This window comes from Pseudomonas sp. GW821-FHT05H12 (assembly GCF_059419385.1).
The window spans coordinates 322,888-346,529 of the sequence record NZ_JBWKRS010000001.1 but is presented as its reverse complement, the minus strand read 5'-3'; the positions used below and the strand labels follow the sequence as shown (position 1 = coordinate 346,529).

At 62.3% G+C, this 23,642-nt stretch carries 22 protein-coding genes and 1 pseudogene; 11 read left to right on the top strand and 12 right to left on the bottom strand.

The window, feature by feature from the left end:
* Positions 1 to 52 precede the first annotated feature (52 nt).
* Together AC07SU_RS01615 and iolG are read left to right on the top strand one after the other, a co-directional pair.
* Entirely contained in the window at positions 53 to 1,078 is a 1,026-nt protein-coding gene (locus tag AC07SU_RS01615) for a LacI family DNA-binding transcriptional regulator (protein ID WP_176995844.1), read from the top strand.
* A 34-nt stretch (positions 1,079 to 1,112) separates the two neighbouring features.
* Positions 1,113 to 2,117, top strand: a complete 1,005-nt coding sequence (iolG, locus tag AC07SU_RS01610; RefSeq protein WP_494995998.1) for an inositol 2-dehydrogenase — start codon at positions 1,113 to 1,115, stop codon at positions 2,115 to 2,117.
* A gap of 515 nt (positions 2,118 to 2,632) precedes the next feature.
* Here the strand turns inward: iolG and AC07SU_RS01605 are convergent.
* Entirely contained in the window at positions 2,633 to 3,811 is a 1,179-nt protein-coding gene (locus AC07SU_RS01605; RefSeq protein ID WP_494995997.1) for a GGDEF domain-containing protein, read from the bottom strand.
* A gap of 108 nt (positions 3,812 to 3,919) precedes the next feature.
* The gene (locus AC07SU_RS01600; RefSeq protein ID WP_176995847.1) at positions 3,920 to 5,131 is read right to left on the bottom strand and encodes an MFS transporter; all 1,212 of its coding nucleotides are present in this window, start codon (positions 5,129 to 5,131) and stop codon (positions 3,920 to 3,922) included.
* Positions 5,132 to 5,229: 98 nt separating this feature from the next.
* Here AC07SU_RS01600 and AC07SU_RS01595 point away from each other — a divergent pair, with 98 nt between their 5' ends.
* Positions 5,230 to 6,051 (top strand): AraC family transcriptional regulator, encoded by an 822-nt coding sequence (locus tag AC07SU_RS01595; RefSeq protein WP_176995848.1) that lies wholly within the window; start codon positions 5,230 to 5,232, stop codon positions 6,049 to 6,051.
* Between the two features lie 3 nt (positions 6,052 to 6,054).
* On the opposite strand, the gene AC07SU_RS01590 is transcribed toward AC07SU_RS01595, so the two are convergent.
* Together AC07SU_RS01590 and proP are read right to left on the bottom strand one after the other, a co-directional pair.
* Positions 6,055 to 6,558: a GAF domain-containing protein gene (locus tag AC07SU_RS01590; RefSeq protein ID WP_494995996.1), complete on the bottom strand. Its 504-nt coding sequence runs from the start codon at positions 6,556 to 6,558 to the stop codon at positions 6,055 to 6,057.
* 138 nt (positions 6,559 to 6,696) lie between these two features.
* Entirely contained in the window at positions 6,697 to 8,199 is a 1,503-nt protein-coding gene (proP, locus tag AC07SU_RS01585; RefSeq protein ID WP_494995995.1) for a glycine betaine/L-proline transporter ProP, read from the bottom strand.
* Between the two features lie 277 nt (positions 8,200 to 8,476).
* On the opposite strand from proP, the gene AC07SU_RS01580 reads away from it, so the two are divergent.
* Complete coding sequence (locus AC07SU_RS01580; protein ID WP_494995994.1) at positions 8,477 to 9,007, top strand: GNAT family N-acetyltransferase; 531 nt, start codon at positions 8,477 to 8,479, stop codon at positions 9,005 to 9,007.
* Between the two features lie 143 nt (positions 9,008 to 9,150).
* Positions 9,151 to 10,554, top strand: coding sequence for an MFS transporter (locus AC07SU_RS01575; RefSeq protein WP_176995852.1), 1,404 nt, complete (start codon positions 9,151 to 9,153; stop codon positions 10,552 to 10,554).
* Between the two features lie 37 nt (positions 10,555 to 10,591).
* Here the strand turns inward: AC07SU_RS01575 and AC07SU_RS01570 are convergent, their stop codons facing one another.
* The 3 genes from AC07SU_RS01570 to AC07SU_RS01560 all read right to left on the bottom strand — a co-directional run bounded on the left by AC07SU_RS01570 (position 10,592) and on the right by AC07SU_RS01560 (position 13,291).
* Positions 10,592 to 11,512 (bottom strand): bifunctional helix-turn-helix transcriptional regulator/GNAT family N-acetyltransferase, encoded by a 921-nt coding sequence (locus AC07SU_RS01570; protein WP_494995993.1) that lies wholly within the window; start codon positions 11,510 to 11,512, stop codon positions 10,592 to 10,594.
* A 70-nt stretch (positions 11,513 to 11,582) separates the two neighbouring features.
* Positions 11,583 to 12,875, bottom strand: coding sequence for a PQQ-dependent sugar dehydrogenase (locus AC07SU_RS01565; RefSeq protein WP_494995992.1), 1,293 nt, complete (start codon positions 12,873 to 12,875; stop codon positions 11,583 to 11,585).
* Complete coding sequence (locus tag AC07SU_RS01560) at positions 12,872 to 13,291, bottom strand: DUF2231 domain-containing protein (protein ID WP_494996019.1); 420 nt, start codon at positions 13,289 to 13,291, stop codon at positions 12,872 to 12,874. Before AC07SU_RS01560 ends, AC07SU_RS01565 begins: the two co-directional genes overlap by 4 nt.
* A 167-nt stretch (positions 13,292 to 13,458) precedes the next feature.
* Here AC07SU_RS01560 and AC07SU_RS01555 point away from each other — a divergent pair, with 167 nt between their 5' ends.
* A complete protein-coding gene (locus tag AC07SU_RS01555; protein WP_494995991.1) occupies positions 13,459 to 14,487 on the top strand; it encodes a UV damage endonuclease UvsE in 1,029 nt (342 codons plus the stop codon).
* A gap of 6 nt (positions 14,488 to 14,493) precedes the next feature.
* Here AC07SU_RS01555 and AC07SU_RS01550 read toward each other — a convergent pair whose 3' ends face one another.
* Positions 14,494 to 15,444: a SphA family protein gene (locus AC07SU_RS01550; RefSeq protein WP_494995990.1), complete on the bottom strand. Its 951-nt coding sequence runs from the start codon at positions 15,442 to 15,444 to the stop codon at positions 14,494 to 14,496.
* A gap of 146 nt (positions 15,445 to 15,590) precedes the next feature.
* On the opposite strand from AC07SU_RS01550, the gene AC07SU_RS01545 reads away from it, so the two are divergent.
* The 5 genes from AC07SU_RS01545 to AC07SU_RS01525 all read left to right on the top strand — a co-directional run bounded on the left by AC07SU_RS01545 (position 15,591) and on the right by AC07SU_RS01525 (position 19,939).
* On the top strand, positions 15,591 to 16,070 hold the full coding sequence (locus AC07SU_RS01545) for a P-loop nucleotide/nucleoside kinase family protein (protein ID WP_494995989.1): 480 nt from the start codon (positions 15,591 to 15,593) through the stop codon (positions 16,068 to 16,070).
* Positions 16,067 to 16,843, top strand: coding sequence for a nucleotidyltransferase domain-containing protein (locus tag AC07SU_RS01540; protein ID WP_494995988.1), 777 nt, complete (start codon positions 16,067 to 16,069; stop codon positions 16,841 to 16,843). The genes AC07SU_RS01545 and AC07SU_RS01540 overlap by 4 nt, the downstream gene beginning before the upstream one ends.
* Positions 16,844 to 16,898: 55 nt before the next feature.
* Entirely contained in the window at positions 16,899 to 17,801 is a 903-nt protein-coding gene (locus AC07SU_RS01535; RefSeq protein WP_494995987.1) for a LysR family transcriptional regulator, read from the top strand.
* A 79-nt stretch (positions 17,802 to 17,880) separates the two neighbouring features.
* The gene (locus AC07SU_RS01530; RefSeq protein WP_494995986.1) at positions 17,881 to 18,723 is read left to right on the top strand and encodes an alpha/beta fold hydrolase; all 843 of its coding nucleotides are present in this window, start codon (positions 17,881 to 17,883) and stop codon (positions 18,721 to 18,723) included.
* Positions 18,724 to 18,751: 28 nt separating this feature from the next.
* Positions 18,752 to 19,939: a sensor histidine kinase gene (locus AC07SU_RS01525; RefSeq protein ID WP_494995985.1), complete on the top strand. Its 1,188-nt coding sequence runs from the start codon at positions 18,752 to 18,754 to the stop codon at positions 19,937 to 19,939.
* 3 nt (positions 19,940 to 19,942) lie between these two features.
* Here the strand turns inward: AC07SU_RS01525 and AC07SU_RS01520 are convergent, their stop codons facing one another.
* From AC07SU_RS01520 to AC07SU_RS01505, 4 genes and pseudogenes are all read right to left on the bottom strand, one after another.
* The gene (locus tag AC07SU_RS01520; RefSeq protein ID WP_371319343.1) at positions 19,943 to 20,710 is read right to left on the bottom strand and encodes a methyl-accepting chemotaxis protein; all 768 of its coding nucleotides are present in this window, start codon (positions 20,708 to 20,710) and stop codon (positions 19,943 to 19,945) included.
* A gap of 87 nt (positions 20,711 to 20,797) precedes the next feature.
* Positions 20,798 to 21,802 (bottom strand): annotated as a pseudogene (locus AC07SU_RS01515) (cache domain-containing protein); the annotation flags it as partial.
* 230 nt (positions 21,803 to 22,032) lie between these two features.
* A complete protein-coding gene (locus AC07SU_RS01510; RefSeq protein ID WP_494995984.1) occupies positions 22,033 to 22,965 on the bottom strand; it encodes a DMT family transporter in 933 nt (310 codons plus the stop codon).
* A 136-nt stretch (positions 22,966 to 23,101) separates the two neighbouring features.
* Positions 23,102 to 23,515, bottom strand: a complete 414-nt coding sequence (locus AC07SU_RS01505; RefSeq protein ID WP_218172602.1) for a MarR family winged helix-turn-helix transcriptional regulator — start codon at positions 23,513 to 23,515, stop codon at positions 23,102 to 23,104.
* Between the last annotated feature and the right edge of the window lie 127 nt (positions 23,516 to 23,642).

Here is a 23,642-nt window from a genome sequence, read left to right as displayed (position 1 = left end):
GAAACCTCAGTAACGCCCAAAAAAGACCTCAAAAACACCTCAGGCCAACCCCATGCTCGAACGCGCCAAACACTTCTCCATCAAGCAGCTCGCCACCCAGGCGGGTGTGAGCAAAGCCACGGTCGACCGTGTGCTCCACCAGCGCGGCAGCGTGCACGGGCAGACGCGGCGGCGTATCGAGCAGGCGTTGGATGAGTTGGAGGCCCAGGAGAAAAACGGCCTGGCGGTGGGGCGTACGTTCCATGTCGACGTGATCATGCACACGCCCCAGCGTTTTAGCGCGGCGGTGCAGGCGGCCATCGTCGCGCAGCTGGCCAGCCTGGCGCCGTTTCGCATCGCACCGCGTTTCCACCTGTTCGAAGAGATCGAACCCCAGGCCATGCATGACCAGCTGCTGCGCTGCCTCGACACCGGCAGCCAGGGCGTGGTGCTCAAGGCCGCCGATGAGCCGGCGGTGAACCAGGCGGTCAAGCAACTGATCGCGGCGGGCATTCCGGTGGTAACGCTGGTGACCGACCTGCCGCAAAGCGAGCGCATCGGCTACGTGGGCATGGACAACCGCACGGCGGGGCAGACCGCTGCCTACCTGATGTCGCGCTGGCTGCCGGTGCAACCGCAGGACGTGGCCGTTGTGATCGGCAGTGAATTGTTCCGCGGCGAAGAAGAGCGCGAGATGGGCTTTCGTGCCTGGCTGCGCGGCCGTGCTGCGCACCTGCGGGTCATGGATATCAGCGGTGGCTACGGCGTGTATGACCGCACGTTCGAGCGCGTCACCCAGGCCTTGAAACTCAACCCTGACTTGAAGGCGGTATACAGCGTCGGCGGCGGCAACCGGGCGATTGTCGATGCCTTCGCCGCGCTGGAGCGGCCGCTGGAGGTGTTTATCGGCCACGACCTCGACGAAGAAAACCGCCAGTTGCTGCTCGAAGAAAAAGTCGCTGCGATCATCGACCACAACCTGCAGATCGATGCCCGCAGCGTGTTTCTGCACATCCTGCAATACCACCGGCTGTGGAAGGCCGGGCCGATTGCGCCGTCACAGGTGCAGATCGTCACGCCGTTCAATCTGCCGGACTAAGCACTCCCTCAATAACAACATCAGGAGTTCGACCATGCTGAGAATCGCCGTTCTGGGTGCCGGGCGCATCGCCAGGATCCACGCCGCCAACGTCGCTGCCCACCCGAATGCCACGCTGGTGCTGGTGGCCGACCCCTGGCGCGAAGGCGTCGATGCGCTGAGCACGCAGTTGGGCTGCGAAGCCGCTTACGATTGCGCGGCGGTGCTGACCCGCAAGGACATCGACGCGGTGGTGATCGGCACGCCCACCGACACCCATATCGACCTGTTGCTGGCGGCGGTGGCCGAAGGCAAGGCGGTGCTTTGCGAAAAACCCATCGACCTGGACATCGCCAAGGCCCGCAGCGCCGCCCAGGCTGTCGAGCGCCAGGGTGGGCGGGTGATGCTTGGCTTCAACCGGCGTTTCGACCCCGACATGCTGCGCCTGCGCCAGGCCCTGGATGCGGGGCAGATCGGCGCGGTGCGTCAGGTGATCATCACCAGCCGCGACCCCGGGCTGGCGCCGCGTGACTACCTGGAACACTCCGGCGGCATTCTGCGCGACATGACCATCCACGACTTCGACACCGCTCGCCACCTGCTCGGCGAAGAACCGGTGGAGGTCAGCGCCATCGCCAGTCGCCTGGTGGACCCGAGCCTGGCCGAGATCGACGATTACGACAGCGTGATGGTGCTTCTGCGCACAGTCTCCGGCAAGCAATGCCACATCAACTGCTGCCGCCAGGCGGTGTATGGCTATGACCAGCGGGTGGAAGTGTCGGGGGCCCGCGGCGTACTGCTCACCGACAACCACCGGCCCAGCACCTTGCGCCATTGGAGTGCCGAACACACCGAGGCGCTGGAGCCGTTGCAGCACTTTTTCCTGGAGCGGTACGCCGATGCCTACCGCAATGAGCTGACGCAATTCATCGACGCGCTGAACAGCGGCAACCCGTTGCCCACAAGCGTGCGTGATGGCCTGTATGCGTTGCACTTGGCCGATTGCGCGCTCGAATCGGTGAAAACCGGGCGCAGTGTGGCGGTGAACTACGACCTCTAACCGCACGCCGCTCCCCTGTAGGCGCTGGCTTGCCAGCGATAGTGGCGGCACTGCCAACAGAGATGTCGCCTGACCCAACGCCTTCGCCGGCAAGCCGGCTCCTACAGAGGGTGTTTGACGCCAATTCCCCTGTAGGAGCTGGCTTGCCAGCGAAAGCGGCGGCACTGCCAACAGAGATGTCGCCTGACCCAACGCCATCGCCAGCAAGCCGGCTCCTACAGAGGGTGTTTGACGCCAATTCCCCTGTAGGAGCTGGCTTGCCAGCGATAGCGGCAGCACAGCCAACACAGATGTCGCCTGACCCACCGCCATCGCCGGCAAGCCGGCTCCTACAGAGGGTGTTTGACGCCAATTCCCCTGTGGGAGCTGGCTTGCCAGCGATAGCGGCGGCACTGCCAACAGAGATGTCGCCTGACCCAACGCCATCGCCGGCAAGCTGGCTCCTACGGTGAATTCAAGCCTGGTCGCTTGCGCATATCCCTTATCGGCGCCGGGTTCACTACCTGATTGGGCCGTCAGAAGGCATTGGACGGCGCCGAGCGTGAGCCCGTGCGGTCCACCAGGCGGATGCTGTCGCGGCCACCGCGCTTGGTTTCATACAGCGCGGTGTCGCCTTGTTCAATCAAGGCCGTGAGGCTGGCCGGTGGCTGATCGAACAGGTTGGCGCCGATGCTCAGGGTCACCGGTGCCGGGGTGGTGAAGGACTGTGCGGCCAGTTGCTGGAACTGGTCGCGCAGGCCACTGCCCAGTTCGACGATCTGTTGTGTCGACGCCTGGTGCAGCAGGATCACGAATTCATCGCCACCCAACCGGGCAGCCAATGAACCCTGAGGCACGACGGCGCGGATCATTTCGCTCAAGGCGATCAGCAGGCGGTCGCCGGCCACATGGCCGTAGAGGTCGTTGACCGACTTGAAGTTGTCGATATCGATCAACAGCAGCGCGCCCGGTTGTGCCGGCGCAACCTGGGCCAGCAGGGGCGGCGCATGCACGTCCAGGGCGCGACGGTTGTACAGCGCCGTGAGTGGGTCGCGGGCGGCGAGTTGAGCGATCTGCTGTTCGCGGCGGTAGCGTTCGGAGCCGGTCATCGACAGCGCGATCAGCATGATTGCCATCGCGCCTTCCACCAGGGAAATCTGGATGATCTCGCCCTTGAACGCGGCCAAATCAATCAAGGTGCCCGGGATCAGTACCGACAGCGCCTTGGCCACATAAAACGCGCCGTGAATCAGCAAGACGAAGCGCAACTGCACCGCGCCGATGCTCAGGGACTTGCCATGGGGGCGCAGCAGAAAACTGGCGCGCAGGGTGGGCAGCGCCACCAGCAGCGACTGCACCCCCAGCATGACCTTGGACCACGACGGGTCCGCCGGCAGCATCAGCATGCCCAGCCACACCGCCAGCATCAGCAGCCACAGGGGCGACAGGCGCGTCTGGGTAAAGCGCGCCACGCCAAGCAAGAACAGGAAGTGTGCGGTCACCAGCAAGCCGTTGGCGAACCAGATGCCAATCATCAGGTAGCCATTGAGGCGCAACAGGGCGAGGGTGGAGCCGATGGTGATGGTGGCGAACCCGGCGCTCCAGTAAAGCAACGAGGGTTCGCGCACGCTGCGCCATTCAACGGCCAGGTACAGCGCGGCCGCAGCGGCGAGGGCAACCGTAAGGGCCAAAATCGTAGGGGGGTCGAGCGTCATGTCTTGCCGGATCTGCCTGGTGTGCGTTTAAACCGGGATTGTAAGCGCACACGCAGGTTTTTCAGAGCAACTTTCGTGATGGCATACAGCCATCCGATAATCGGCCGGTCAGGCGCCCTTGGTCGAGGGCAGCAAGACCGTCAGGATGCCCACCAACGGCAGGAACGAGCACAGTTTATAGACGTACTCGATACCGTGGGTGTCGGCGAGCAAACCGAGCAGCGCGGCACCAATCCCGCTGAAGCCGAACATCAGGCCGAAGAAGATCCCGGCGATCATGCCCACGTTGCCCGGCACCAGTTCCTGGGCGTACACCACGATGGCCGAGAAGGCCGAGGCGATGATAAAGCCGATCACCACGCTCAATACGGCCGTCCAGAACAGGTCGACGTAGGGCAGGGCCAGGGTGAACGGCGCGGCGCCAAGGATCGAGAACCAGATGACTTTCTTGCGCCCGATCTTGTCGCCAATCGGGCCGCCCGCGAACGTGCCGACGGCCACGGCGCCGAGGAACAGGAACAGGTACATCTGCGAGCTGGCAACCGACAGCTGGAATTTCTCGATCAGGTAGAACGTGAAGTAGCTGGTGAGGCTGGTCATGTACCAGTACTTGGAGAACACCAGCACCGCCAGCACGATCAGGGCAAAGGTCACGCGGCCTTTGGACAGGCCGTGGGTCGCTTTACCGCCGGCCTTGAGCTTGAACAGGTTGAGGTGGTTGCGGTACCAGCGGCTCAGGCCGTACAGCACCAGGATCGCGAACACCGCAAACAAGCCGAACCAGGCGATGTGGCTTTGGCCGTAAGGGATGATGATCGCCGCTGCCAGCAACGGGCCAAAGGCACTGCCGGTGTTGCCGCCGACCTGGAACGTCGATTGCGCCAGGCCATAACGACCGCCAGACGCGAGGCGTGCGACACGCGAGGTTTCCGGGTGGAAGGTCGAGGAGCCGACGCCCACCAGGCCCGCTGCCAGCAAAATCGCCGGGAAGGTGCCGACAAACGCCAGCATCAGGATGCCAATCAGCGTGCAGACCATGCCCGCCGGCAACAGCCACGGCTTGGGATGGCGGTCGGTGTGGTAACCGATCCACGGTTGCAGCAGGGAGGCGGTCAGCTGGAAGGTCAGGGTGATCAGGCCCACCTGGGTGAATGTCAGGCCGTAGTTGGCCTTGAGCATCGGGTAGATCGACGGCAGCACCGCCTGGATCAGGTCATTGATCAAGTGCGCCAGGGCGCAGGCGCCGAGGATGCGCATGACCAAGGGGCTGGCTTGGGGTGTCGTGGTTGCGGCGGCGGGTGACGCAGTGAGGGTCGACATGCGGGCATTCCATACAAGGCAGCTAATCAAAGGCGGCGACTGCTTACGGTCGCCATCCGTTACAAAATGATTCGGCGTTCATGCTAGATTCGTCAGGAATGCCTGTCTCGCGTAATTCGGGCGACAACCATCGCAAAAAGGGCGAAATGATCAAACCACTCAACGAATTCCTCCAGGAAATCAACGAAGGCGATTGGGCTGTCATCAGTTCCGCCACGGACTACCCGGAAAACTGGGTGATCCCCGACCACAGCCATGAGAAGCACCAACTGCTCTACGCCATCGAAGGCGTGATGGTGGTGTACTCGGCGTTGAACCAGTGGACGGTGCCGCCCAACCGTGGCATCTGGATGCCGGCCGGGCAAGTGCATTCCCTGCGTTGCGTAGGCACGTTGAAGATGCGCAGCGTGTTTGTGCGCCCGGATCGCTTCCCGAATATGCCGGGCGAGCCGAAGACGGTAAGCATCTCGCCGCTGCTGAGCGAGCTGATCAAGGCCTCGGTGAGCTTGAAGCCGCCGTACGCCGAGGATTCGCGAGATGCACGGATCATGCACCTGATCCTCGACGAACTCGCCATGTTGCCGGCCTTGCCGCTGTCCTTGCCGCAACCGGCGGACCCGCGTCTGCAGCGTATCTGCGTGGCGTTGCAGGAAGAGCCGGGCGACGCCTCCACCGTGGCGCACTGGAGCGAGCGCCTGAACCTGGACCAGAAAACCATCCAGCGCCTGTTCCGCAAGGAAACCGGCATGACCTTTGGCCAATGGCGCCAACAGGCCAGGTTGCTGCTGGCACTGGAACGCATTGCGGTGGGGGAAAAGGTGATCGATATCGCCCTGGAGCTGGGCTACGAAAGCCCCAGCGCGTTTACCAGCATGTTCAAGAAACAGTTTGGCAAGACGCCGAGCCATTTCTTCCGCTAGCGCCTAGCGGCCGTCCGCCAGGTTGGCGAAGAAAATGCAGCCAACCAGCCGTGCGAACAGGCTCAGGGTTTCCGGCAGGTTGGGGTCGTCAAACAGCATCGCCCGCGAGTCCAGGGCGCACAGTGCGCCGTACAGTCGGCCATCGGGCAGGAAGATCGGCGCCCCGGCGTAGCTTTCGATTTCAAATTGCTTGACCACCGGGCGCGTGGCAAAGCGTCCGTTTTTGCTGATCTCGGGAATAAACAGCGCCTGGGGGTTGATGCAGAACTCACTGCACAGGGTGGTTTCCAGGTCGAGCACGTCGTGCACGTTGATGCCCATTTGCATCGGGTCGTAGACCGAGCACACCACCCATTCCAGGTCGGTGAACTTGGCGATCCCGGCAAAGCGCATCCCGGTCAGGCGGGTGACCAGGTGAAGAATATTGGTGGTGGCTTCGATTTCGGCGATGGCGGCGCGTTCGTCGGCGCTGAGTAACGCGTGTGCTGCGGTGACGCTTGGAACCATGCGGAATACTCCAGGGAGAACGGTCGGGCAACCTTTGTAATGAACGGGCTTGCCCCGCGCCGGCGTCAACGAGACCGTTAACTGCGGTGGCCGGGTTGGCGTGGGCGCGGGGCAAGCCCGCTCACTACAAGTTATGGGTCAGTTGATGCGGGGGTGCTGTTGCACCAGGTTTTGGCGCTTGGCTTCCAGCGCAGCAATTTCGGCATCGATGTCTTCGATCTTCTGCTCGATGTTGTCGTGGTGTTCCTGCAGCAACTCCTTGGCTTCTTCCATGTCCGAGGCGGCTGGTGCGGCGCCGCGCAGGGGGCGGTTGGCGGTTTCCTTCATGGTCAGGCCGGTGATCAGGCCGACCACCGCAAACACCATCAGGTAGTAGGCCGGCATGTACAGGTCATTGGTGCTTTCCACCAGCCAGGCCACGGCCGTGGGCGTCAGGCCGGCGATCAGCACCGAGACGTTGAACGCACTGGCCAGGGCGCTGTAGCGGATGTGGGTAGGGAACATCGCCGGCAGCGTCGAGGCCATCACGCCAATGAAGAAGTTCAACACCACGGCCAGGATCAGCAAACCTGCGAAGATCAGGCCGATCTTGCCACTGGTGATCAGCATGAACGCCGGAATGGACAGCACCAACAGGCCAATGCTGCCGCCGATGATGAAAGGCTTGCGGCCGATCTTGTCGCTGACAAACCCAATGAACGGCTGCACGAACAGCATGCCCACCATGATCGCGATGATGATCAGCACGCCGCTGTTTTCTTTGTAGTGCAGGTTGTGCGACAGGTAGCTCGGCATGTAGGTGAGCAGCATGTAGTACGTCACGTTGGTGGCCGCGACGATCCCGATGCAGGTCAGCAGGCTGCGCCAGTGCTTGGTGGCGACTTCCTTGAAGGACACTTTGGGGCCGTGAGTCAGGCCTTGGCGGTCGCCTGTTTCGAGCTTGTCCATGTGTTGCTGGAACGCCGGGGTTTCTTCCAGCGCGTGACGCAGGTACAGGCCGATGATGCCCAGGGGCAGGGCGAGGAAGAACGGCAGGCGCCAGCCCCAGGCTTCGAACTGCTGGTCGCCCAGCACGCTGGAGATCAACACCACCACGCCCGCGCCAAGCACGAAACCGGCGATGGAACCGAAGTCCAGCCAGCTGCCGAGGAAACCGCGCTTGCGGTCCGGGGCGTATTCGGCGACGAAGATCGACGCGCCGGTGTATTCGCCGCCCACCGAGAACCCCTGGGCCATTTTGCACAGCAGCAACAGGATCGGCGCCCAGATGCCGATGCTGTCATAGCCGGGGATCAGGCCGATGGCAAAGGTGCTCAGGGACATGATCACGATGGTGGCGGCGAGGACCTTTTGCCGCCCGTATTTATCGCCCAGGGCGCCGAAGAACAGGCCCCCCAGCGGGCGGATCAGGAAGGGCACGGAGAAGGTCGCCAGGGCGGCGATCATCTGTACGCTGGGCGATGCGTCCGGGAAGAACACCTTGCCCAGTACGTAGGCGACGAACCCGTAGACGCCGAAGTCGAACCATTCCATGGCGTTACCCAGCGCGGCGGCGGTGATCGCCTTGCGCACTTTGGTATCGTCGACAATCGTGATGTCTTTCAATCCGATGGGTTTGACGCTTTTCTTACGTAATTTCATGCGGGACACTCTAAAACAGAACAGGGGAGGTGCCATCGTGGCGATGGCACCGCTCTGTCAGTTCAGATACAAGCCGACACGAAAAAATTCACCGCTAATTTGTTTTTTTGCTTTCGGGCGCAAGGTTTGCCGCGGCTGGGGTGGATGGCCTACGAAGGTTTGTAGTGAGCGGGCTTGCCCCGCGCCAGCGTCAACCCGGCCACCGCAGTTAAGCGGGCAAATCGCGATTTCAGCGCCGCCGGCGCGGGGCAAGCCCGCTCACTACAGGAATATTCGTATGGCTACAGCTGTTGCACGACTGATCTACCGCCAGCCACAACCGAGTGACGTGCAGCGATTGTTCGCGATCTTCGGTGATCCGCGCACCAACCAGTTCAACCCCGCCGGACCGATGGCCAGCCTGGAAGTTGCACAACGCCTGCTCGATCACTGGCTCCAGCAGTGGGCCACCGAGGGCTATGGCTGGTGGGCGATTGCGCGCAGAGAAGCGCCGGATCACCTCATCGGCTTTGGGGGTGTCGCGCCACTCGATTACCTGACCGACCGACGTATCAACCTCGGGTACCGCTTTGCAGTGGAAGCCTGGGGGCAGGGCTACGCCACCGAGTTGGGCCGAGATGGGCTGGCGCTGGCATTTGAAACACTCGGCCTGCCTGAAGTCTTCGGCCTGGTGCGGCCAGACCACGCCGCGTCAATCCGCGTGCTGGAAAAGATCGGCATGCAGCCCTATGGCCTGCTCGACGACGTACCCGGCAAGGCGCCCAGCCGGGTTTTTCATATTTGTCGTCCTACAACTGATTTTGCCTGACATTTCACATCGCCGCGTAATACCTGAATAACAGCGATCTTTCAGATTGACAGCCTGTAGGAGGCCCGATATAAAAGTCACAGTTGTACGACGACATATGACGTTATGTATGTCTTACCTAACAAAAATAAAAAAGTGATGCCATGAACTTGAACGAGCCCATCAACGCCCAGCGCGTTGGCCAAGCTGTAGGCAACTATCGCTGGACCATCTGCGCGATGTTGTTCTTCGCGACCACCGTCAACTACCTCGACCGGCAGGTGCTCAGCCTGCTGGCACCGCAGTTGTCGACGCAATTTGGCTGGAGCAACACCGACTACGCCAACATCGCGGCGGTGTTCCAGTTTGTCTATGCCATCTCCATGCTGTTTGCCGGGCGCTTTGTCGACAAGATCGGCACCAAGGCGGCCTATATCGTGGCCATTGGTATCTGGTCCACGGGCGCCATCATGCATGCGTTCGCGGTGCCGATGGGCGAGGGCGTCGCGGCGATCAGCGGGGCCATCGGGCTGGCGGTGATTCCGGTGTCGATTGCCGGCTTCATGCTCTCCCGCGCGGTGCTGGCGATTGGCGAGGCGGGTAACTTCCCGATTGCGATCAAGGCCACCGCCGAATACTTCCCCAAGAAAGAACGCTCCCTGGCCACCGGCATTTTCAACTCCGGTGCCAACGTGGGCGCGATTCTGGCGCCGATCTGTGTGCCATTGATCGCCGGCCTGTGGGGCTGGGAAGCGGCATTTATCGTGATCGGCGCCCTGGGTTTTGTGTGGGTGGCGGTGTGGATCGGCCTTTATCAAAAGCCGGAAGAGCAAAAGCGCCTGTCGGCCGCCGAACTGGCCTACATCCGCAGTGACCAGACCGTACAGCCGTTCACCCCGGCGCCGGCGGGCGCGGTCGAGAAGAAAGTCTCGTGGTTCAAGCTGCTGACCTACCGCCAGACCTGGGCGTTTGCCTTTGGCAAGTTCATGACCGACGGCGTGTGGTGGTTCTTCCTGTTCTGGCTGCCCACCTACTTGTCGGCGCAGTACGGCATGAAAGGCGCCGACATCGTGATGCCCCTGGCCGTGCTGTACAGCATGACCATGGTCGGCAGTATCGGCGGCGGCTGGTTCCCCAGCTACTTCATGGCACGTGGCGATGCCCCGTATGACGGCCGCATGAAAGCCATGCTGGTGATCGCGCTGTTCCCGCTGGTGGTGTTGCTGGCGCAGCCGTTCGGTTACCTCAGCTTCTGGGTGCCGGTATTGCTGATCGGCGTGGGCGCTTCAGCGCACCAGGCGTGGTCGTGCAACATCTTCACCACCGTGTCCGACATGTTCCCGCAAAAAACCGTGGCCTCGGTGGTGGGTATCGGCGGCATGGCCGGTGGGCTGGGCGGGGTGGTGATGACCAAGATCGGCGGCTGGGTCTTCGATTACTACAAGTCCATCAACGACATTCACACCGGCTACATGATCATGTTCGCGATCTGCGCACTGGCGTACCTGGTGGCCTGGAGCGTGATGAAAGCGCTGGTGCCACGCCACAAGGAAATCACCGACCTATAAGGCGAGACGTCCCGCGCCGCAACGGCGCGGGACGGCTTCACAGGTCGCGGGCCCAGGTCTGGCTGACCAGGGATTTGCCGAAGGTGTCCAGCGTTTCTTCTTCGACCAACGCGAACCCGGCTTTCTGATAGAGCTTGCGGGCAGTGGCGAGGATGTCCACGGTCCACAACTGCATGCGCTGGTAACCCACCTGCTGGGCAAAACGCACACACTCATCCACCAGCCGTTGGCCGATCCCCATGCCTCGCGCACTGGCGTCCACGTAGAGCATGCGCAGCTGGGCGGTGTTGTCGTCGTGGCGAATCACAAACACCGACCCCACCACTTCACCGTCCTTTTCCGCGATCCAGCAACGCTCGCACGTCGGATCAAACGCCCTCAAGTACTTGGCGACAGTCTCCGCCACCAGCGCTTCGAACTCCCAATTCCAGCCATATTCACGGGCATACAGCGCGGTCTGTTGCTGCACCACTGTACCCATGTCGCCAGGTTGTGGATCGCGCAGCAGGTAGCCTGGCGCCGTACCTTGCAGCAGGGCCTGGATGCGTTTCATGGCCTCGGTGAGTTGCCGCTGTTGTGTCTCGGGCAGACTGTCGAGCAGGGCGATGACTTCGCGCTGGGTCTGCTGTTCCAGGGGCGCGAGCACCGCACGGCCGTGATCGCTGAGGTGCAGTTGCAGTGCGCGGGCGTCGGTGGTGGAGCGGACTTTCTCTATCAGGCCTTTCTTTTCGAGGCCGCTGGTTAACCGGCTCAGGTAACCCGCGTCGAGGCTGAGCATCTGGCACAGGTCTGCACTGGTCAGGTCGCCCCGGGTCGACAGCTCGTACATCACACGGATTTCAGTCAGGGAAAAGTCGCTTTGCAGCAGGTGTTCCTGCAGCACGCCGATCTGGTGGGTGTAGAAGCGGTTGAAACCGCGCACGATGCCGGCGCGTTCGACAAGCAGGGGGGTAGACATAGCGGGATGCTCGAATGGTTGCCTGAAGCAATTATATTGTTGCTTCAGGCAACCATGTCAAACACTTTGCTTATGGGATGCGGGTTACCCGCCAAAGGGTATTGGCCAGGTCATCGGCGATGATCAGCGCACCTTTCGGGTCTACCGTCACGCCAACCGGCCGCCCGCGGGTCTTGCCGTCTTCACCGCGAAAACCGGTGGCAAAGTCGATCGGCTCACCGGATGGCTTGCCATTGCTGAAGGGCACGAAAATCACTTTGTAGCCCACGGGGTTGTCACGGTTCCAGCTGCCGTGTTCACCGACGAACACGCCGTCGGCGAATTTCTCGCCCATTTGCGGGATGGAAAAGTCCACGCCCAGCGCCGCCACGTGGGAACCCAGGCTGTAATCCGGTTTGATCGCGGCGGCGACCTTGGCCGGGTTTTGTGGCTGGGCGCGCGGGTCGACGTTCTGGCCCCAGTAACTGTAGGGCCAGCCGTAGAACGCACCTTCACGCACCGAGGTCAGGTAGTCCGGCACCAGGTCCGGGCCCAGTTCGTCGCGTTCGTTGACCACCGTCCACAGTTGCCCGGTGTCCGGTTGAATGGTCAGCGCCGTCGGGTTGCGCAGGCCGGTGGCGTAAGGCTTGTGCGCGCCGGTGGTGGCGTCGATCTGCCAGACCATTGCACGGTCGATCTCCACCTCCATGCCACGCTCGGTGACGTTGCTGTTGGAGCCGATCCCCACATAAAGCTGGCTGCCGTCCGCGCTCACCGCCAGGGACTTGGTCCAGTGGTGGTTGATCTGCGCCGGCAGGTCGGTGACGGTGGTGGGAGGGCCTGCGGCCTTGGTCTGACCGTCGGCGTAATCGAAACTGACCAGGGCATCCTGGTTGGCCACGTAGAGTTTGCCGTTGGCATACGCCAGACCATAAGGCGCGTTGAGGTTGTCGGCGAAGACGGTCCTGAGTTCGTACTTACCATCACCGTCGGCATCGCGCAGCAGGGTCAGGCGGTTGCCGCCCTTGACCTTGGTGTTGCCCTCGGCCTTGATCACGCTGGCGATCACATCCTTGGGCTTGAGCTTTGCGGCACTGCCGCCACGGCCTTCGGCAACGAGGATATCGCCGTTGGGCAACACCAGGGTCTGGCGCGGGATGGCGAGGTCGGTGGCGATGGCGGTGACGCGGTAGCCTTCGGGCACGGTGGGCTTCTGCTCGCCCCAGGGCGCCGGTTGGGCAATCTTCATGCTGGGCAACAGGCTGCTTTGCTGTTCCGGCAACTTCGGGTCGGGGCCGCGGGCCTGGGTCTTGTCGCCTTCGCCGCCGCAAGCGCTCAACAACAGGGCGGCGCTCAACAGCGTCAGGGTGCTGGACGTCTTCATTTGACACCTCCCGAGCGCAAGCCGGTCCAGGTCGCTGCCAAGGCCAGCAACAAAACGATGGCCGACAGTATCAAGCCGCCCGGCATCGAGCCGTACGCGTCTTTGGCGTGCTGGAAGGCATTGACCAGCCCCAGTACCCAGGTGGCCAACAGCAGCAGGACGTAACGCGTGGGTTGCCCGGCCTTGGGCCTGGCACGAAGCAGGTTGACCAGCGCGAATAAAAACGCGAAGCCTGCGAACACCAACGCGCCGGCGATCAGCCAGGACGCGAAGTTGGCCCATTGAATCTGGTAGGTCTGGGTGTAGGCAATGTCGCTGAGCAAGGCGCCCAGAAACAGCGGCACGGTGCCGGCGAGTAAGGTCGCATGCAGCGGCCCGGGTGCGTATCGGTAGATGGGGAGGGTAGTCATGGTGATGGCGGCTCCTTGTTGTACAACGCCCCTGGACGGGGCAGCGCATAGGAAGTGAGCGCACCACGCGTGAGAAAGTTCAGCGCGAAACGTTTCGAAATAGTGTGAACCCTCTACGGTAGCCTCGGCCTAAGGCCGTATCATTGCGAACTTTTCTTCTGCCAGGCGCCTCCATGACCCATCCTCGCATCGGCTTTCCCTGCCAATACAAGCACCCCGAACGCCTGCTGTCGGCCAGTGCCTTGAAGTTGATTGAAGGGCCGTTCAACCCTCGCAGCACGACCTTGCGCTGGATAGACAGCGTCACGCCGCAAGTGGCCCGCGAAAAACTGGTCGAGGTGGTCACGCACAACCTGCAAGCCCAATTGCACCTGCTGGCTTACGTGGCCGGGTTGCCGCCGATGTTGCGCATGCTGCGCCTGAGCAGCGACCTGCTGCCATTCTACAGCCACCCGAAAGTGGCGGATGTGTATAAAGACCCGGCGATCGAGCGGCAACTGGTCGAAGGGTTCGCCGCCATCGGCGACCTGGCGCGCGCTTCGGATATCCGCTTGTCATTCCACCCCGGCCAATATTGCGTGCTGGGCTCGGAAAACCCCGGCGTGGTGGAAAACAGCCTGGCCGAATTCGAATACCACGCCGACATGATCCGCATGATGGGTTACGGCCGCCAGTTCCAGGACCTCAAGTGCAACGTGCACATTGCCGGCCGCCTGGGTGTGGAGGGCACCCGGGCGGTGTGGCCGCGTTTGTCCGAGGTGGCGCGCAACTGCATCACCTTCGAGAACGACGAGAAGACCTACGGCCTCGACCACTGCCTGCAAGTCGCCGACCTGGCGCCGGTGGTGCTGGACATCCACCATTGCTGGATCAATGAAAACGAGTACATCGACCCCCATTCGCCCCGGGTGGCCCAAGTGATCGACAGCTGGCGCGGCGTGCGCCCAACGATGCATTACTCCCAGCCCCAGGAGAGCCTGCAGGCACTGGGCTTTGATGCCGAGCACAAGCTGGAAATGGAGGCGCTGCTGAAGGTGGTCTCCAAGCGCGACCTGTACGGCCACAGCGACCAGATGTGGAACCGCTGGACCAACGATTACGCACTGCAGTTTCTCGACCGCTTCGACATCATGCTGGAGGCCAAGGACAAGAACGTGGCGGCGCTGGCGTTCTACGAACACTGGCAGCGCCGCACCGCGTAGAACCGGTTACTGTTTGCCATTCAAGGGAATCACCAGCGACACCCACATGTTCCAGCCCTCGGGGCGGTTCTTGGCGTCGAACTCGTAATAGCCCTTGATGTTGGCGTACCACAGTCCTTCGCCCACCTTGAAGAAGTGCCCGGCCTGGGGGCCGATCCCGGCGACCCGCGACTTGAAGTCCCCCAGCACCGCGCCGCTGCCGCTGTCCCCGGTGACTTGTTCGAAGTAGTAGCCCACCAGCCCGACCAGGGTTTGCGAGGTGAGGAAGTGCGAGGCGCTCAGGTCGATATGGGCGTCAATGCCGTTCTGGTAGTCGGTGTCGTTGTTCTTCCAGTTGTAGGTCATGCCGGCGACCGCAGAAAATTCGTTGGTCTTGTCGAAGTAGGTGTAGCCACCCCCGGCATCCAGGGCCGCGTGACCCAGGCCGATGTTCACCAGGCGGTTGGGGTCGTAGGCGCCAATGGGGATGTTGCCCATGGAGTAGGCCATGAAGTTGTGCACGCCGTGGTTCCACTTCAGGGTGCCGAGCAGGTAGAGGTCGCTGCCGCCCTTGAGGCTGTCATTCGTGCCACCGGAGAAAGACCGGCCACGCGGGCCGGTGAGGGTCGCATCCACGCTGGCTTCGGAGCGTGCCACCGCCGCTATCGCAGAAATGGCGGCCTGGGCGCCGCCGAGCACCGGCGTGGCGAAGGTGTAGGTGGGGCTGGCGAACAGCAGATCGGCCTTGGCATCCAGCCCGACCACCGTGCGCCCGCCACGCGGCACTACGGCATTTTTGTTGTCACTGGCGTTCACGTGGTAGTAGATCAGCGGCAGGCTCCAGCCCGGCGTGACGGGGGCGGCAGCCAGTGCGCCGAACTGCCCTGGTACCCAGAAACTCAGGCCGCCATCGTCGGCGTGTGCCAGGGCGATGGGTAGCAGGGCGAGTACGCCCAATACGCTCGTCTTTGTGGTCATAGGACTTCCTATCCAAAAGGCCATTTTGTGCGTGCGGTTGGGGCTGTGCTCCCCACGGCTGCTTGAGCATAGTCCAAGGATCGAAGGGCGTTGCGCCCGTGCGCGTTGGCGGGCATGCTCCCTGGCCAGATAGAAGGAGCCTCTCCATGCCCACCCTGCACCTGCTCTGCGGCAAGATCGCCTCGGGCAAATCCACCCTGGCCAAACACCTTGCCGCCGAGCACGCGGCGGTTGTGCTCAGCGAAGACCATTGGCTCGCCAAACTCTACCCAGGCGAAATCCTGTCGATTGCCGACTATCTCAACCGCGCCCAACGCATTCGCGGGGTGTTGGGGCCGCTGGTGATCAACCTGTTGCAATCGGGCGTCAATGTGGTGCTGGATTTTCCCGCCAACACCCTGGCCAATCGCGAATGGCTGCTGGGCCTGGCGCAAGCGGCCCAGGCGCCGCACTGCCTGCACTACCTTGAACTGGACGACGCCACCTGCCGCGCCCGGCTGCATGCGCGCAATGCCGGTGGTGAGCACGACTTTGCCGCCACCGACGCCGAGTTTGACCTGATTACCCGTCACTTTTGCGTGCCCACTGAGGCGCAAGGGTTGGTGATCGAGGTGCATCACCCATGAGTGCCATGCACCCTGCAGGTGTCGACGCGGACGGTTTTATCCTCACTGTGGGCGATGGCCCGGTCCAGCCTGAATTCGAACCGTTGATGGCGGACGTCTGCCAGAGCCTTTCCCAGCCCGAAGTAGGGCTGCACAGCCTCTATCTTTACGGTAGCGTCGCACGGGGCGAGGCCAGCCCTGGGGTGTCCGACCTGGACCTGACTCTGGTATTGAACGGGCCACCCGACGCCCACGCGTTGGAGCTACTGGAACGCATTCGACAGACGCTGGAACAACGGCACCCGGAAGTCATCAAGATCGACTTCGATATTGGCCACCGCACCGAGGTGCTGGCACCCGAGCAGAACAACCGCTGGGGCTACTGGCTCAAGCACGGTTGCCGCTGTGTCTGGGGCGATGACCTTGCGCCGCACTTTGAACTGTTCCGACCGTCGCGGGACATTGCGCAGGCGCTCAACGGGGACTTCCAACAGATCTTGGCGGCGTATCGCGAGCGCATTGATCTGGCCAGTGACGCACCGGAGCGTCTGCGCCTGCAGCGTGAGGCGTCGCGCAAGCTGATCCGCTCGACGCAAACACTGCGCGAGCATGACGCGCCAGGCTGGCCGCACACGCTGGAAGAGCACGTCGGTGGGTTCGTCCAGCAGTACCCCACGATGCGCGTTCAGGTGGCGTACTTTTTGTTCGAAGCCAGAAACCCCAGCGCCGAGCGCGACGCGTTCTTGAGTCGTCTGGATACCTTTGTAGCCTGGATGGTTTCACAACAGGGATAGATAGGTATATTGGCGTTCAACCCCGCGTTGCATACGCCAAGCCTATGGACCTTTGATGATCAACTTCCGCCTGATTCGCCACCTCTGGCTGTTCCTCGCCGTTGCCGAAGAACAGAACTTCGGCCGCGCCGCCAAGCGCCTGGGCATGTCCCAGCCACCGTTGAGCGAGCAGATCCAGGTGCTGGAGCAGGCGCTCAAGGTCACGCTGTTCGAGCGTTCGCGGCGCGGCGCCAAGCTCACACCGGTGGGCGCGGCGATCCTGCCCGCCGTGCGCAAATTCGCCGAACAGCTGGAACGCCTGGAACTGGCGGTGGAGGAGGCGGTGGCGGGGCAGTCGGGCATGCTGACCATCGGCGCGATCTCCACGGCGATGTTCGATGTGCTGCCGGGTCTGATCGACCGGCTAAAACAGCAATACCCGCACCTCACTGTCTCTGTGCGCGAGATCGACAGCGTCGAAGCGGTGCCGGCGCTGGAAGCCGGGGACATCGATCTGGCGTTCGCCCGCCTGGACGGTGACCTGGGGCCAGTCATCCAATCGTTGCCGTTGCTCGAAGACCGCCTGATGGTGGCGCTGCCCAGCGATCATCCGTTGGCCGCCCGCACGCGCATCAGCCTGTCGAGCCTGGCCTCCGAGCCACTGGTGATGTTCTCGCGCAAGGTCAGCCCGGTGTACTTCGACAACCTGATCGCCACCTGCCGCGCCAGCGGGTTTTCGCCTCGGGTGCTGCACGAAGTGCGCTCGGTGGCGTCGCAAATCGCGTTTGTCAGTTGCGGGCAAGGCATTGCGTTGGTGCCGGCGTCGTTGAAAAAACTCGCACCGGACAACGTGGTGCTGCGGGCGTTGACGCAAAAACTCCATGTGGTGACCACCGCCGTGGCCTGGAACAGCGAGCGGCCCAACCCGCTGGTGACGGAAGTGGTTGCGCAGTTCCAGGCTCATACGATTGGCGTATGAATACGTTCCGGAATCCGTTATTTACACCTCGATCAATTCCCCTGACAGTGGCGGCTTTTCTGTTCCGGGAACCCCTGTCATGTCGTTCGTCCACACCCACCTGCCGCTGACGGTAGACGGCGTCTCGCTGAACATTGCCGCGCTGCATCGCACCGGCGAACGTGCGCCCATCCTGTTTTTGCACGGCTTCGGGTCCACCAAGGAAGACTACGCCGATATCGTCCTGCACCCGGCCTTCGACGGGCATCCCTTCATCGCTTACGACGCGCCCGGCTGTGGCGAAAGCGAATGTGCTGATCTGTCGAAGATCTGCATTCCTTTCTTGCTGGAAACGGCAGTGCAGGTGCTGGAGCATTTTGCGATCGAGCGCTTCCACCTGGTGGGCCACTCCATGGGTGGCTTGACCGCGTTGATGTTGGCGCACCGCTTCCCCGGCCGGGTGCTGAGCTTTACCGATATCGAAGGCAACATCGCCCCCGAAGACTGCTTTCTCAGCCGCCAGATCGTCGACTTTCCCGCAGACGATCCCGAGGTGTTTTTCAACGCGTTTATCGAACGCACCCGCCAGGCGCCGGCCTATGCCAGCGCCCTCTACTCGGCGAGCCTGCGCCACAAGGTGCGGGCGGGCGCAGTGCGCGGGATCTTCCAGTCGATGGTCGAGCTGTCTGACCATGGCGACCTGATGGGCAAGTTCCTCGGGCTGCCTTGCCCGACGATGTTCATGTACGGCGAGCAGAACGCGTCGCTGTCCTACCTGCCGCACATCCAGGCCCACGGCGTGCGCTTGGCGCCGATTGCGCAGTGCGGGCATTTCCCGATGTATTCCAACCCGGTTGCCATGTGGCAGCAGATCGCGCAATTCCAGGGGCACGCGGATGCTGTTCATCAGGCCGCAGCCCGCGCTGAAGGGATCTCTGTATGATTCTGTGATCATTGAATGAGGACAGCCCATGGACACCACTTCGACGCGCCAGGGGCAATCTCCTCAGTGGTCACGCCTGCTGTCAGCCCAGCGCCAGGCGCTGGAAATGGCCATCGCACGCAAAGGCCTGGACGAGTTGCTGGGGTTCCTGGCACGCGCCGGCAGCGAACACCTGGGTGGGCGCTCCGCGGTATTTCTGGTCGACGACTCCCGTGAAACCCTGCTGTACAGCGCGTCTTCCGGACTGGACGCCGGCTACATCAACGCCATCCATGGCTTCGAGATTGGCCCTCACTCGCCGTCCTGCGGCACGGCGGCGTACAGCGGCGAGATGGTGGTGGTCGGTGATGTTGCGGCAGACCCGCTGTGGGCACCGTTTCTCGACCTGGCCCACGCGCATGGCATCGCCGCCTGCTGGTCCAAACCGCTCAAGGACGCCCAGGGTGTGGTGCTTGGCACCTATGCCATCTATCACACCCAACCGCGCCTGCCTGATGCAGAAGACCTGGAGGCCATCGACCTACTGGCTCACACCGCCGCGCTGATGGTCGAGCGCTCGGTGGCGGACGCCACGCTGCAAAATACCCTCAAGGCGTTGCAGCGCAGCGAACTGGCGACCCGTGAGCTGAGCCATCGCGTCATGAACACCTTCCATGTGTTCGAAGGCCTGCTCTCGGCCAAAGTGCGCTCCATGCTCCACCCCGAAGGCAAGGCCGCAACCGCCGAAGCGCTGGAGCGAATTCGCGCCATGTCGCTGGTGCATCAGAAACTGTTTTCCCTGACCCAGAACAGCGAGGTCGACCTGGACGCGTCCAGCTTCATGGACAGCCTGGTCAACGACTTGGGCCAGGCGTTCGCCAGTGACAAGAACCTGCGGTTGATCATGTCCAAGGAGGTCGGCATCACGTTGTCGGCCGAGCGTTGCGCCTCCCTGGGCTTGTTGGCGGTGGAGTTGGTACTCAATGCCATCAAGCATGCGTTTGAGGACGGGCAGGCCGGTACCATCACCGTGACCCTGCACCGTGACGAGGAGTCGGTGGTGTTTTCGGTACGCGACAACGGCAAAGGGTTGCCCGAGGCCGCGCTGGTGCCCAAGCAAAAACGCTTGGGCACGCGGTTGATCCATTCTTTTGTGGCAGACCTCAAGGCCGATTTCCACGTCCAGAACCTGGCGAAGGGCGCTGAGTTTTCGGTGCGCTTCCCCTGTTCGGCATGACCCCTAGGATTTGAAGCGGCCCACCAACCCATTCAGCTCCGCCGACAAGTCGGCCAGCCGCCCCGAATCGTCCTGGGCCGAGTTGGCCAGGCTTTCCACCAAACGGGCTTCGTCGTAGATCTGCTGGATATGCCGATTGATCTCTTCGGCCACGCTGTGCTGTTCCTCGGCGGCGGCAGAGATCTGCAGGTTCTGGTCGCGGATCTCATTGACCGACAGCTGGATGCCTTCAAAGCTGTCCCGTGCGTTTTCGATGGACGACACACTGGCGCGGGACAGGTCCAGGCAACTGCTCATCTTCTGGGTGACTTCCTCGGTTTTGCTGCCCAGGGTGCCGAGCAACTGCTCGATCTCGCCGGTGGAGTCGGAGGTGCGCTTGGCCAACGCACGCACCTCGTCGGCCACCACCGCAAACCCCCGGCCCTGGTCGCCGGCGCGCGCCGCTTCGATGGCCGCGTTGAGCGCCAACAGGTTGGTCTGTTCGGCGATGGCGCGGATGGTGCCGAGGATTTGGTTGATGCTGCGGCTGCCGGCTTCCAGCTCGACCATGGCCTGGGACGATTCGGTCAGGCGCCGGCCCAGGCGGTTGACGTTGTCGGTGGTCACTTCAATCTGCTGCTTGCCTTCGGCCACTCGGCGATGGCCGTTCTCGGCCGACTCCGCCGCGCCGCTGCACGAGCGCGCCACTTCGTTGGCAGTGGCCACCATCTCGTTGAACGCGGTGGACACCAGTTCCACCGCCTCACGCTGGCGCCCGGCCGCTTCGTTCATGTTGTGCGCCACTTCGCTGTTGACCTTGGACGCGTCCTGCAAGTTGGTCGACGCCGCGCCGATGTGCTGGATCAACTGGCGGATCGCCGCGAGGAACTTGTTGAACCAGCCCGCCAGCTCGGCGGTTTCGTCCTTGCCCTGCACGTGCAGTTCGTGGCGCAAGTCACCTTCGCCCTGGGCGATCGATTGCAAGCCGGTGCTCACCTGGCCGATGGGCTTGACGATCACCTTGGAAAACGCCGCCGCAATCAGCCCGAAGATCAGCACCAGCACGGCGACGATGACCGTGGTGATATAGGTCATGCGCGTGGCGGCGGCCATCACTTCGTTGTATTCGATCAGGCCCACATACCGCCAGCCCAGGCCCGGCGACGTCCAGACGTTGGCCATGTAACGCACCCCGTCGATCACCACTTCGGTGGAGCCCTGGGGCGTTTCGGCCAGGTGCGCATAGGGCGCGCCGAGGTCCTTGAGCGGCTTGAAGTTGTGGGCGGCATTGCGCGGGTCCACCAGCACCACGCCGTCTTCGATCAGCATCACGTAACCGCTTTCGCCCAGCTTGATGCTCTTGAGCAGCTCGGTGAGGTTTTTCAGCGACACGCTCACCACGAACACGCCCTTGGGTTTGCCGGCGTTGTCCAGCAAGGCGCGGGCGGTGCCCACCAGGGCCACGTCGTCCTTGTCGTAATAGTAAGCAGGGGTGCGCACGGTCTTGCCGGGGCTGGCCATGGCGGCCTTGTACCAGGGGCGGGTGCGTGGGTCGTATTTGGCCAGTTGTGGGTCATCCGGCCACTTGGCGTAGGTGCCGTCCTCCAGGCCGATGGACAAAATGGCGGCTGACGGGTGGGTGGCACCAAACCGTGCGAACTGGTCGATGACCTGCTGTGCCTGGGCTGGCATTGGCTGGCTGGCCGCGTTGGCCGGCTGGTAATCCTTTAACGTGTTCACGGAAGTGTATACAGGATCGGCTGACATTTGATCGACGTTCTGCAGCGTGCCATCAAAGAACTGCCGGATGTTGCCATCGATCTGGCGTATTTCACGGGTGCTGCCATCAATGAATTGTTCGACCGCCTGGGTCCGTGTGTTCATGACGGAGATCACCGCCACCAGGCTAACCGGGATAAAAGCGACAGATACGAAAGCAAGTACCAGCTTATTTTTTATTTTCATCGAGACGACCATCAACGGGGAGGGCGGCCAAATCGTCGACTCCGGGCGAGGGGCGGCGATTTGCTATCACTGTCTGTTTCGGCTCGATGCAGGGAAATCTTTAGCGATATTTTGTGTACAACAACAATACGTTTTGTCCTGAATATTTTTCAGGTCGATAACCGCACGACAGGTTTGTCCGCGCGCAACACATCATGTCCGCTGACCACCACGATGCCGACCAACACCAGGAGCGAGCCGAGCACAAACGTCGACTCCAGCGGCTCACTCAACAGCCATACACCGAACGCCACGCCAAACAACGGGGTGAGGAACGACAGCACACCCAGCCGTGACCCCAAGTAACGGCCCAGCAACCAGAACCACACCAGCAGGCTCAGGAACGAGAACACCACCGTCTGAAATGCCAGGCTGGCAAACGCGATGCCGGACAGGTGAAACCGAGTTTGCCCGGTGACCAGCGCCACCAGCCCGAGGATGATGCAAGCGCCGGCCAGTTGGTAGAACAGCGTCAGGGGGGCCGGCGCATCGGTCAGCCTGGAGCAGCGAATACTCAAGGTGGTCGCGCCCCAGGCGATGGCGCCGAGCACGCCCAGTGCATCCCCCATCCGCTGCGGCGTGACCCAGCCATCGCCCGGCTTGCCCGGCGTATAAAAGGCAATGGCGATACCGACAAAGGCGATCAGAATGCCCATCCATTGCAGACGGCTCAGGCGCTCACTGGCAAATCGAAAGTGCAGGCCGATGGCGGCGAATATAGGCGCGGTGTAGAGGAAAATCACCATGTGCGCAGCCGAGGTGTAGCCCAGTCCCACCGACACCGCGATGTATTCGACGGCGAACAAAACCCCGACCATCACGCCGCCTCGCCAGGTCTGCCAGTGGCACTGATCGCGGTAGCGGCGCAAGGTCAACATGAGGCCCACCATCACGGCGGCAACCCCGGAACGCAGGGCGATTTGCAGCATCGGCGAGACATCCTCGGCGGCCATTTTGATCGCCACTTGCTGAAGCCCCCAGATGGCACAAACGCCGATCATCATCACGGCGGCTTTTTTATCCAGCGTCTGGCGAATGTCCACGGTACGACTCCTCTGACTCAATGGCGTCAGTCTGGGGGTGTCGTAGTAGTGGGATATAGCGCAAATCCGACAAGCGATAGCGAGGAATCGTCATTCGTTCCGTGGCCCGAATCACCGTGCTGTCAGCTACATCGGATCAGCGCAGGTCCTGGGTGGCACGTACAGAGTCGTCCTTGATGTCCTCGGCGAACTTGCGCATCAAGCGCACCAGGTTGTCAAAGTCGCCTTCGTCCCAAGTGGAAAAGATCGACACGCCAATACGTTCGCGCGCGGCGTCAACGCGGTCGGTCATGACTTTGCCTTTTTCGGTAATCACCGACTCGCGCAGGCGGCGGTCGAGCGCGCTTGCCTGGCGCTGGATCAAGTCGAGGCTCTCCAGCTTGGTCACTTGCCGGCTGACCGTGGTGTAGTCGCGACCGACGCGGTCGGCCAGTTCGACCACGCCGATAGGGCCCAGCCGTTCCACCAGTACCAGCAGTGGAAACAGCGCGCGGTCCAGGGAAATGCCGGCCTCGCGCACCATCGCTTCATCGCGCTGGGGGCGGTTCATCACCCCCACGATCTCAACCAACGACCCATGCAAATCACGCAGCTGAGCGCTTATATGTGCGTTTTGCACGCTTTTTCTTGACACTGGTTTTCTCCGTCTTAATATGTGCGTATTGCACATATAGGTG

What these genes read in the sequence shown, in the direction of transcription:
- AC07SU_RS01595 (WP_176995848.1), top strand. Translation starts at nt 5,230, where the DNA reads ATGCCTGTCTCGCGTAATTCGGGCGACAACCATCGCAAAAAGGGCGAA.
- AC07SU_RS01545 (WP_494995989.1), top strand. Translation starts at nt 15,591, where the DNA reads ATGCCCACCCTGCACCTGCTCTGCGGCAAGATCGCCTCGGGCAAATCC.
- AC07SU_RS01590 (WP_494995996.1), bottom strand. Translation starts at nt 6,558, where the DNA reads ATGGTTCCAAGCGTCACCGCAGCACACGCGTTACTCAGCGCCGACGAA.
- AC07SU_RS01565 (WP_494995992.1), bottom strand. Translation starts at nt 12,875, where the DNA reads ATGAAGACGTCCAGCACCCTGACGCTGTTGAGCGCCGCCCTGTTGTTG.
- AC07SU_RS01555 (WP_494995991.1), top strand. Translation starts at nt 13,459, where the DNA reads ATGACCCATCCTCGCATCGGCTTTCCCTGCCAATACAAGCACCCCGAA.
- AC07SU_RS01540 (WP_494995988.1), top strand. Translation starts at nt 16,067, where the DNA reads ATGAGTGCCATGCACCCTGCAGGTGTCGACGCGGACGGTTTTATCCTC.
- AC07SU_RS01505 (WP_218172602.1), bottom strand. Translation starts at nt 23,515, where the DNA reads ATGAACCGCCCCCAGCGCGATGAAGCGATGGTGCGCGAGGCCGGCATT.
- AC07SU_RS01575 (WP_176995852.1), top strand. Translation starts at nt 9,151, where the DNA reads ATGAACTTGAACGAGCCCATCAACGCCCAGCGCGTTGGCCAAGCTGTA.
- AC07SU_RS01530 (WP_494995986.1), top strand. Translation starts at nt 17,881, where the DNA reads ATGTCGTTCGTCCACACCCACCTGCCGCTGACGGTAGACGGCGTCTCG.
- proP (WP_494995995.1), bottom strand. Translation starts at nt 8,199, where the DNA reads ATGAAATTACGTAAGAAAAGCGTCAAACCCATCGGATTGAAAGACATC.
- AC07SU_RS01600 (WP_176995847.1), bottom strand. Translation starts at nt 5,131, where the DNA reads ATGTCGACCCTCACTGCGTCACCCGCCGCCGCAACCACGACACCCCAA.
- AC07SU_RS01535 (WP_494995987.1), top strand. Translation starts at nt 16,899, where the DNA reads ATGATCAACTTCCGCCTGATTCGCCACCTCTGGCTGTTCCTCGCCGTT.
- iolG (WP_494995998.1), top strand. Translation starts at nt 1,113, where the DNA reads ATGCTGAGAATCGCCGTTCTGGGTGCCGGGCGCATCGCCAGGATCCAC.
- AC07SU_RS01605 (WP_494995997.1), bottom strand. Translation starts at nt 3,811, where the DNA reads ATGACGCTCGACCCCCCTACGATTTTGGCCCTTACGGTTGCCCTCGCC.
- AC07SU_RS01520 (WP_371319343.1), bottom strand. Translation starts at nt 20,710, where the DNA reads ATGAACGAAGCGGCCGGGCGCCAGCGTGAGGCGGTGGAACTGGTGTCC.
- AC07SU_RS01570 (WP_494995993.1), bottom strand. Translation starts at nt 11,512, where the DNA reads ATGTCTACCCCCCTGCTTGTCGAACGCGCCGGCATCGTGCGCGGTTTC.
- AC07SU_RS01525 (WP_494995985.1), top strand. Translation starts at nt 18,752, where the DNA reads ATGGACACCACTTCGACGCGCCAGGGGCAATCTCCTCAGTGGTCACGC.
- AC07SU_RS01550 (WP_494995990.1), bottom strand. Translation starts at nt 15,444, where the DNA reads ATGACCACAAAGACGAGCGTATTGGGCGTACTCGCCCTGCTACCCATC.
- AC07SU_RS01615 (WP_176995844.1), top strand. Translation starts at nt 53, where the DNA reads ATGCTCGAACGCGCCAAACACTTCTCCATCAAGCAGCTCGCCACCCAG.
- AC07SU_RS01580 (WP_494995994.1), top strand. Translation starts at nt 8,477, where the DNA reads ATGGCTACAGCTGTTGCACGACTGATCTACCGCCAGCCACAACCGAGT.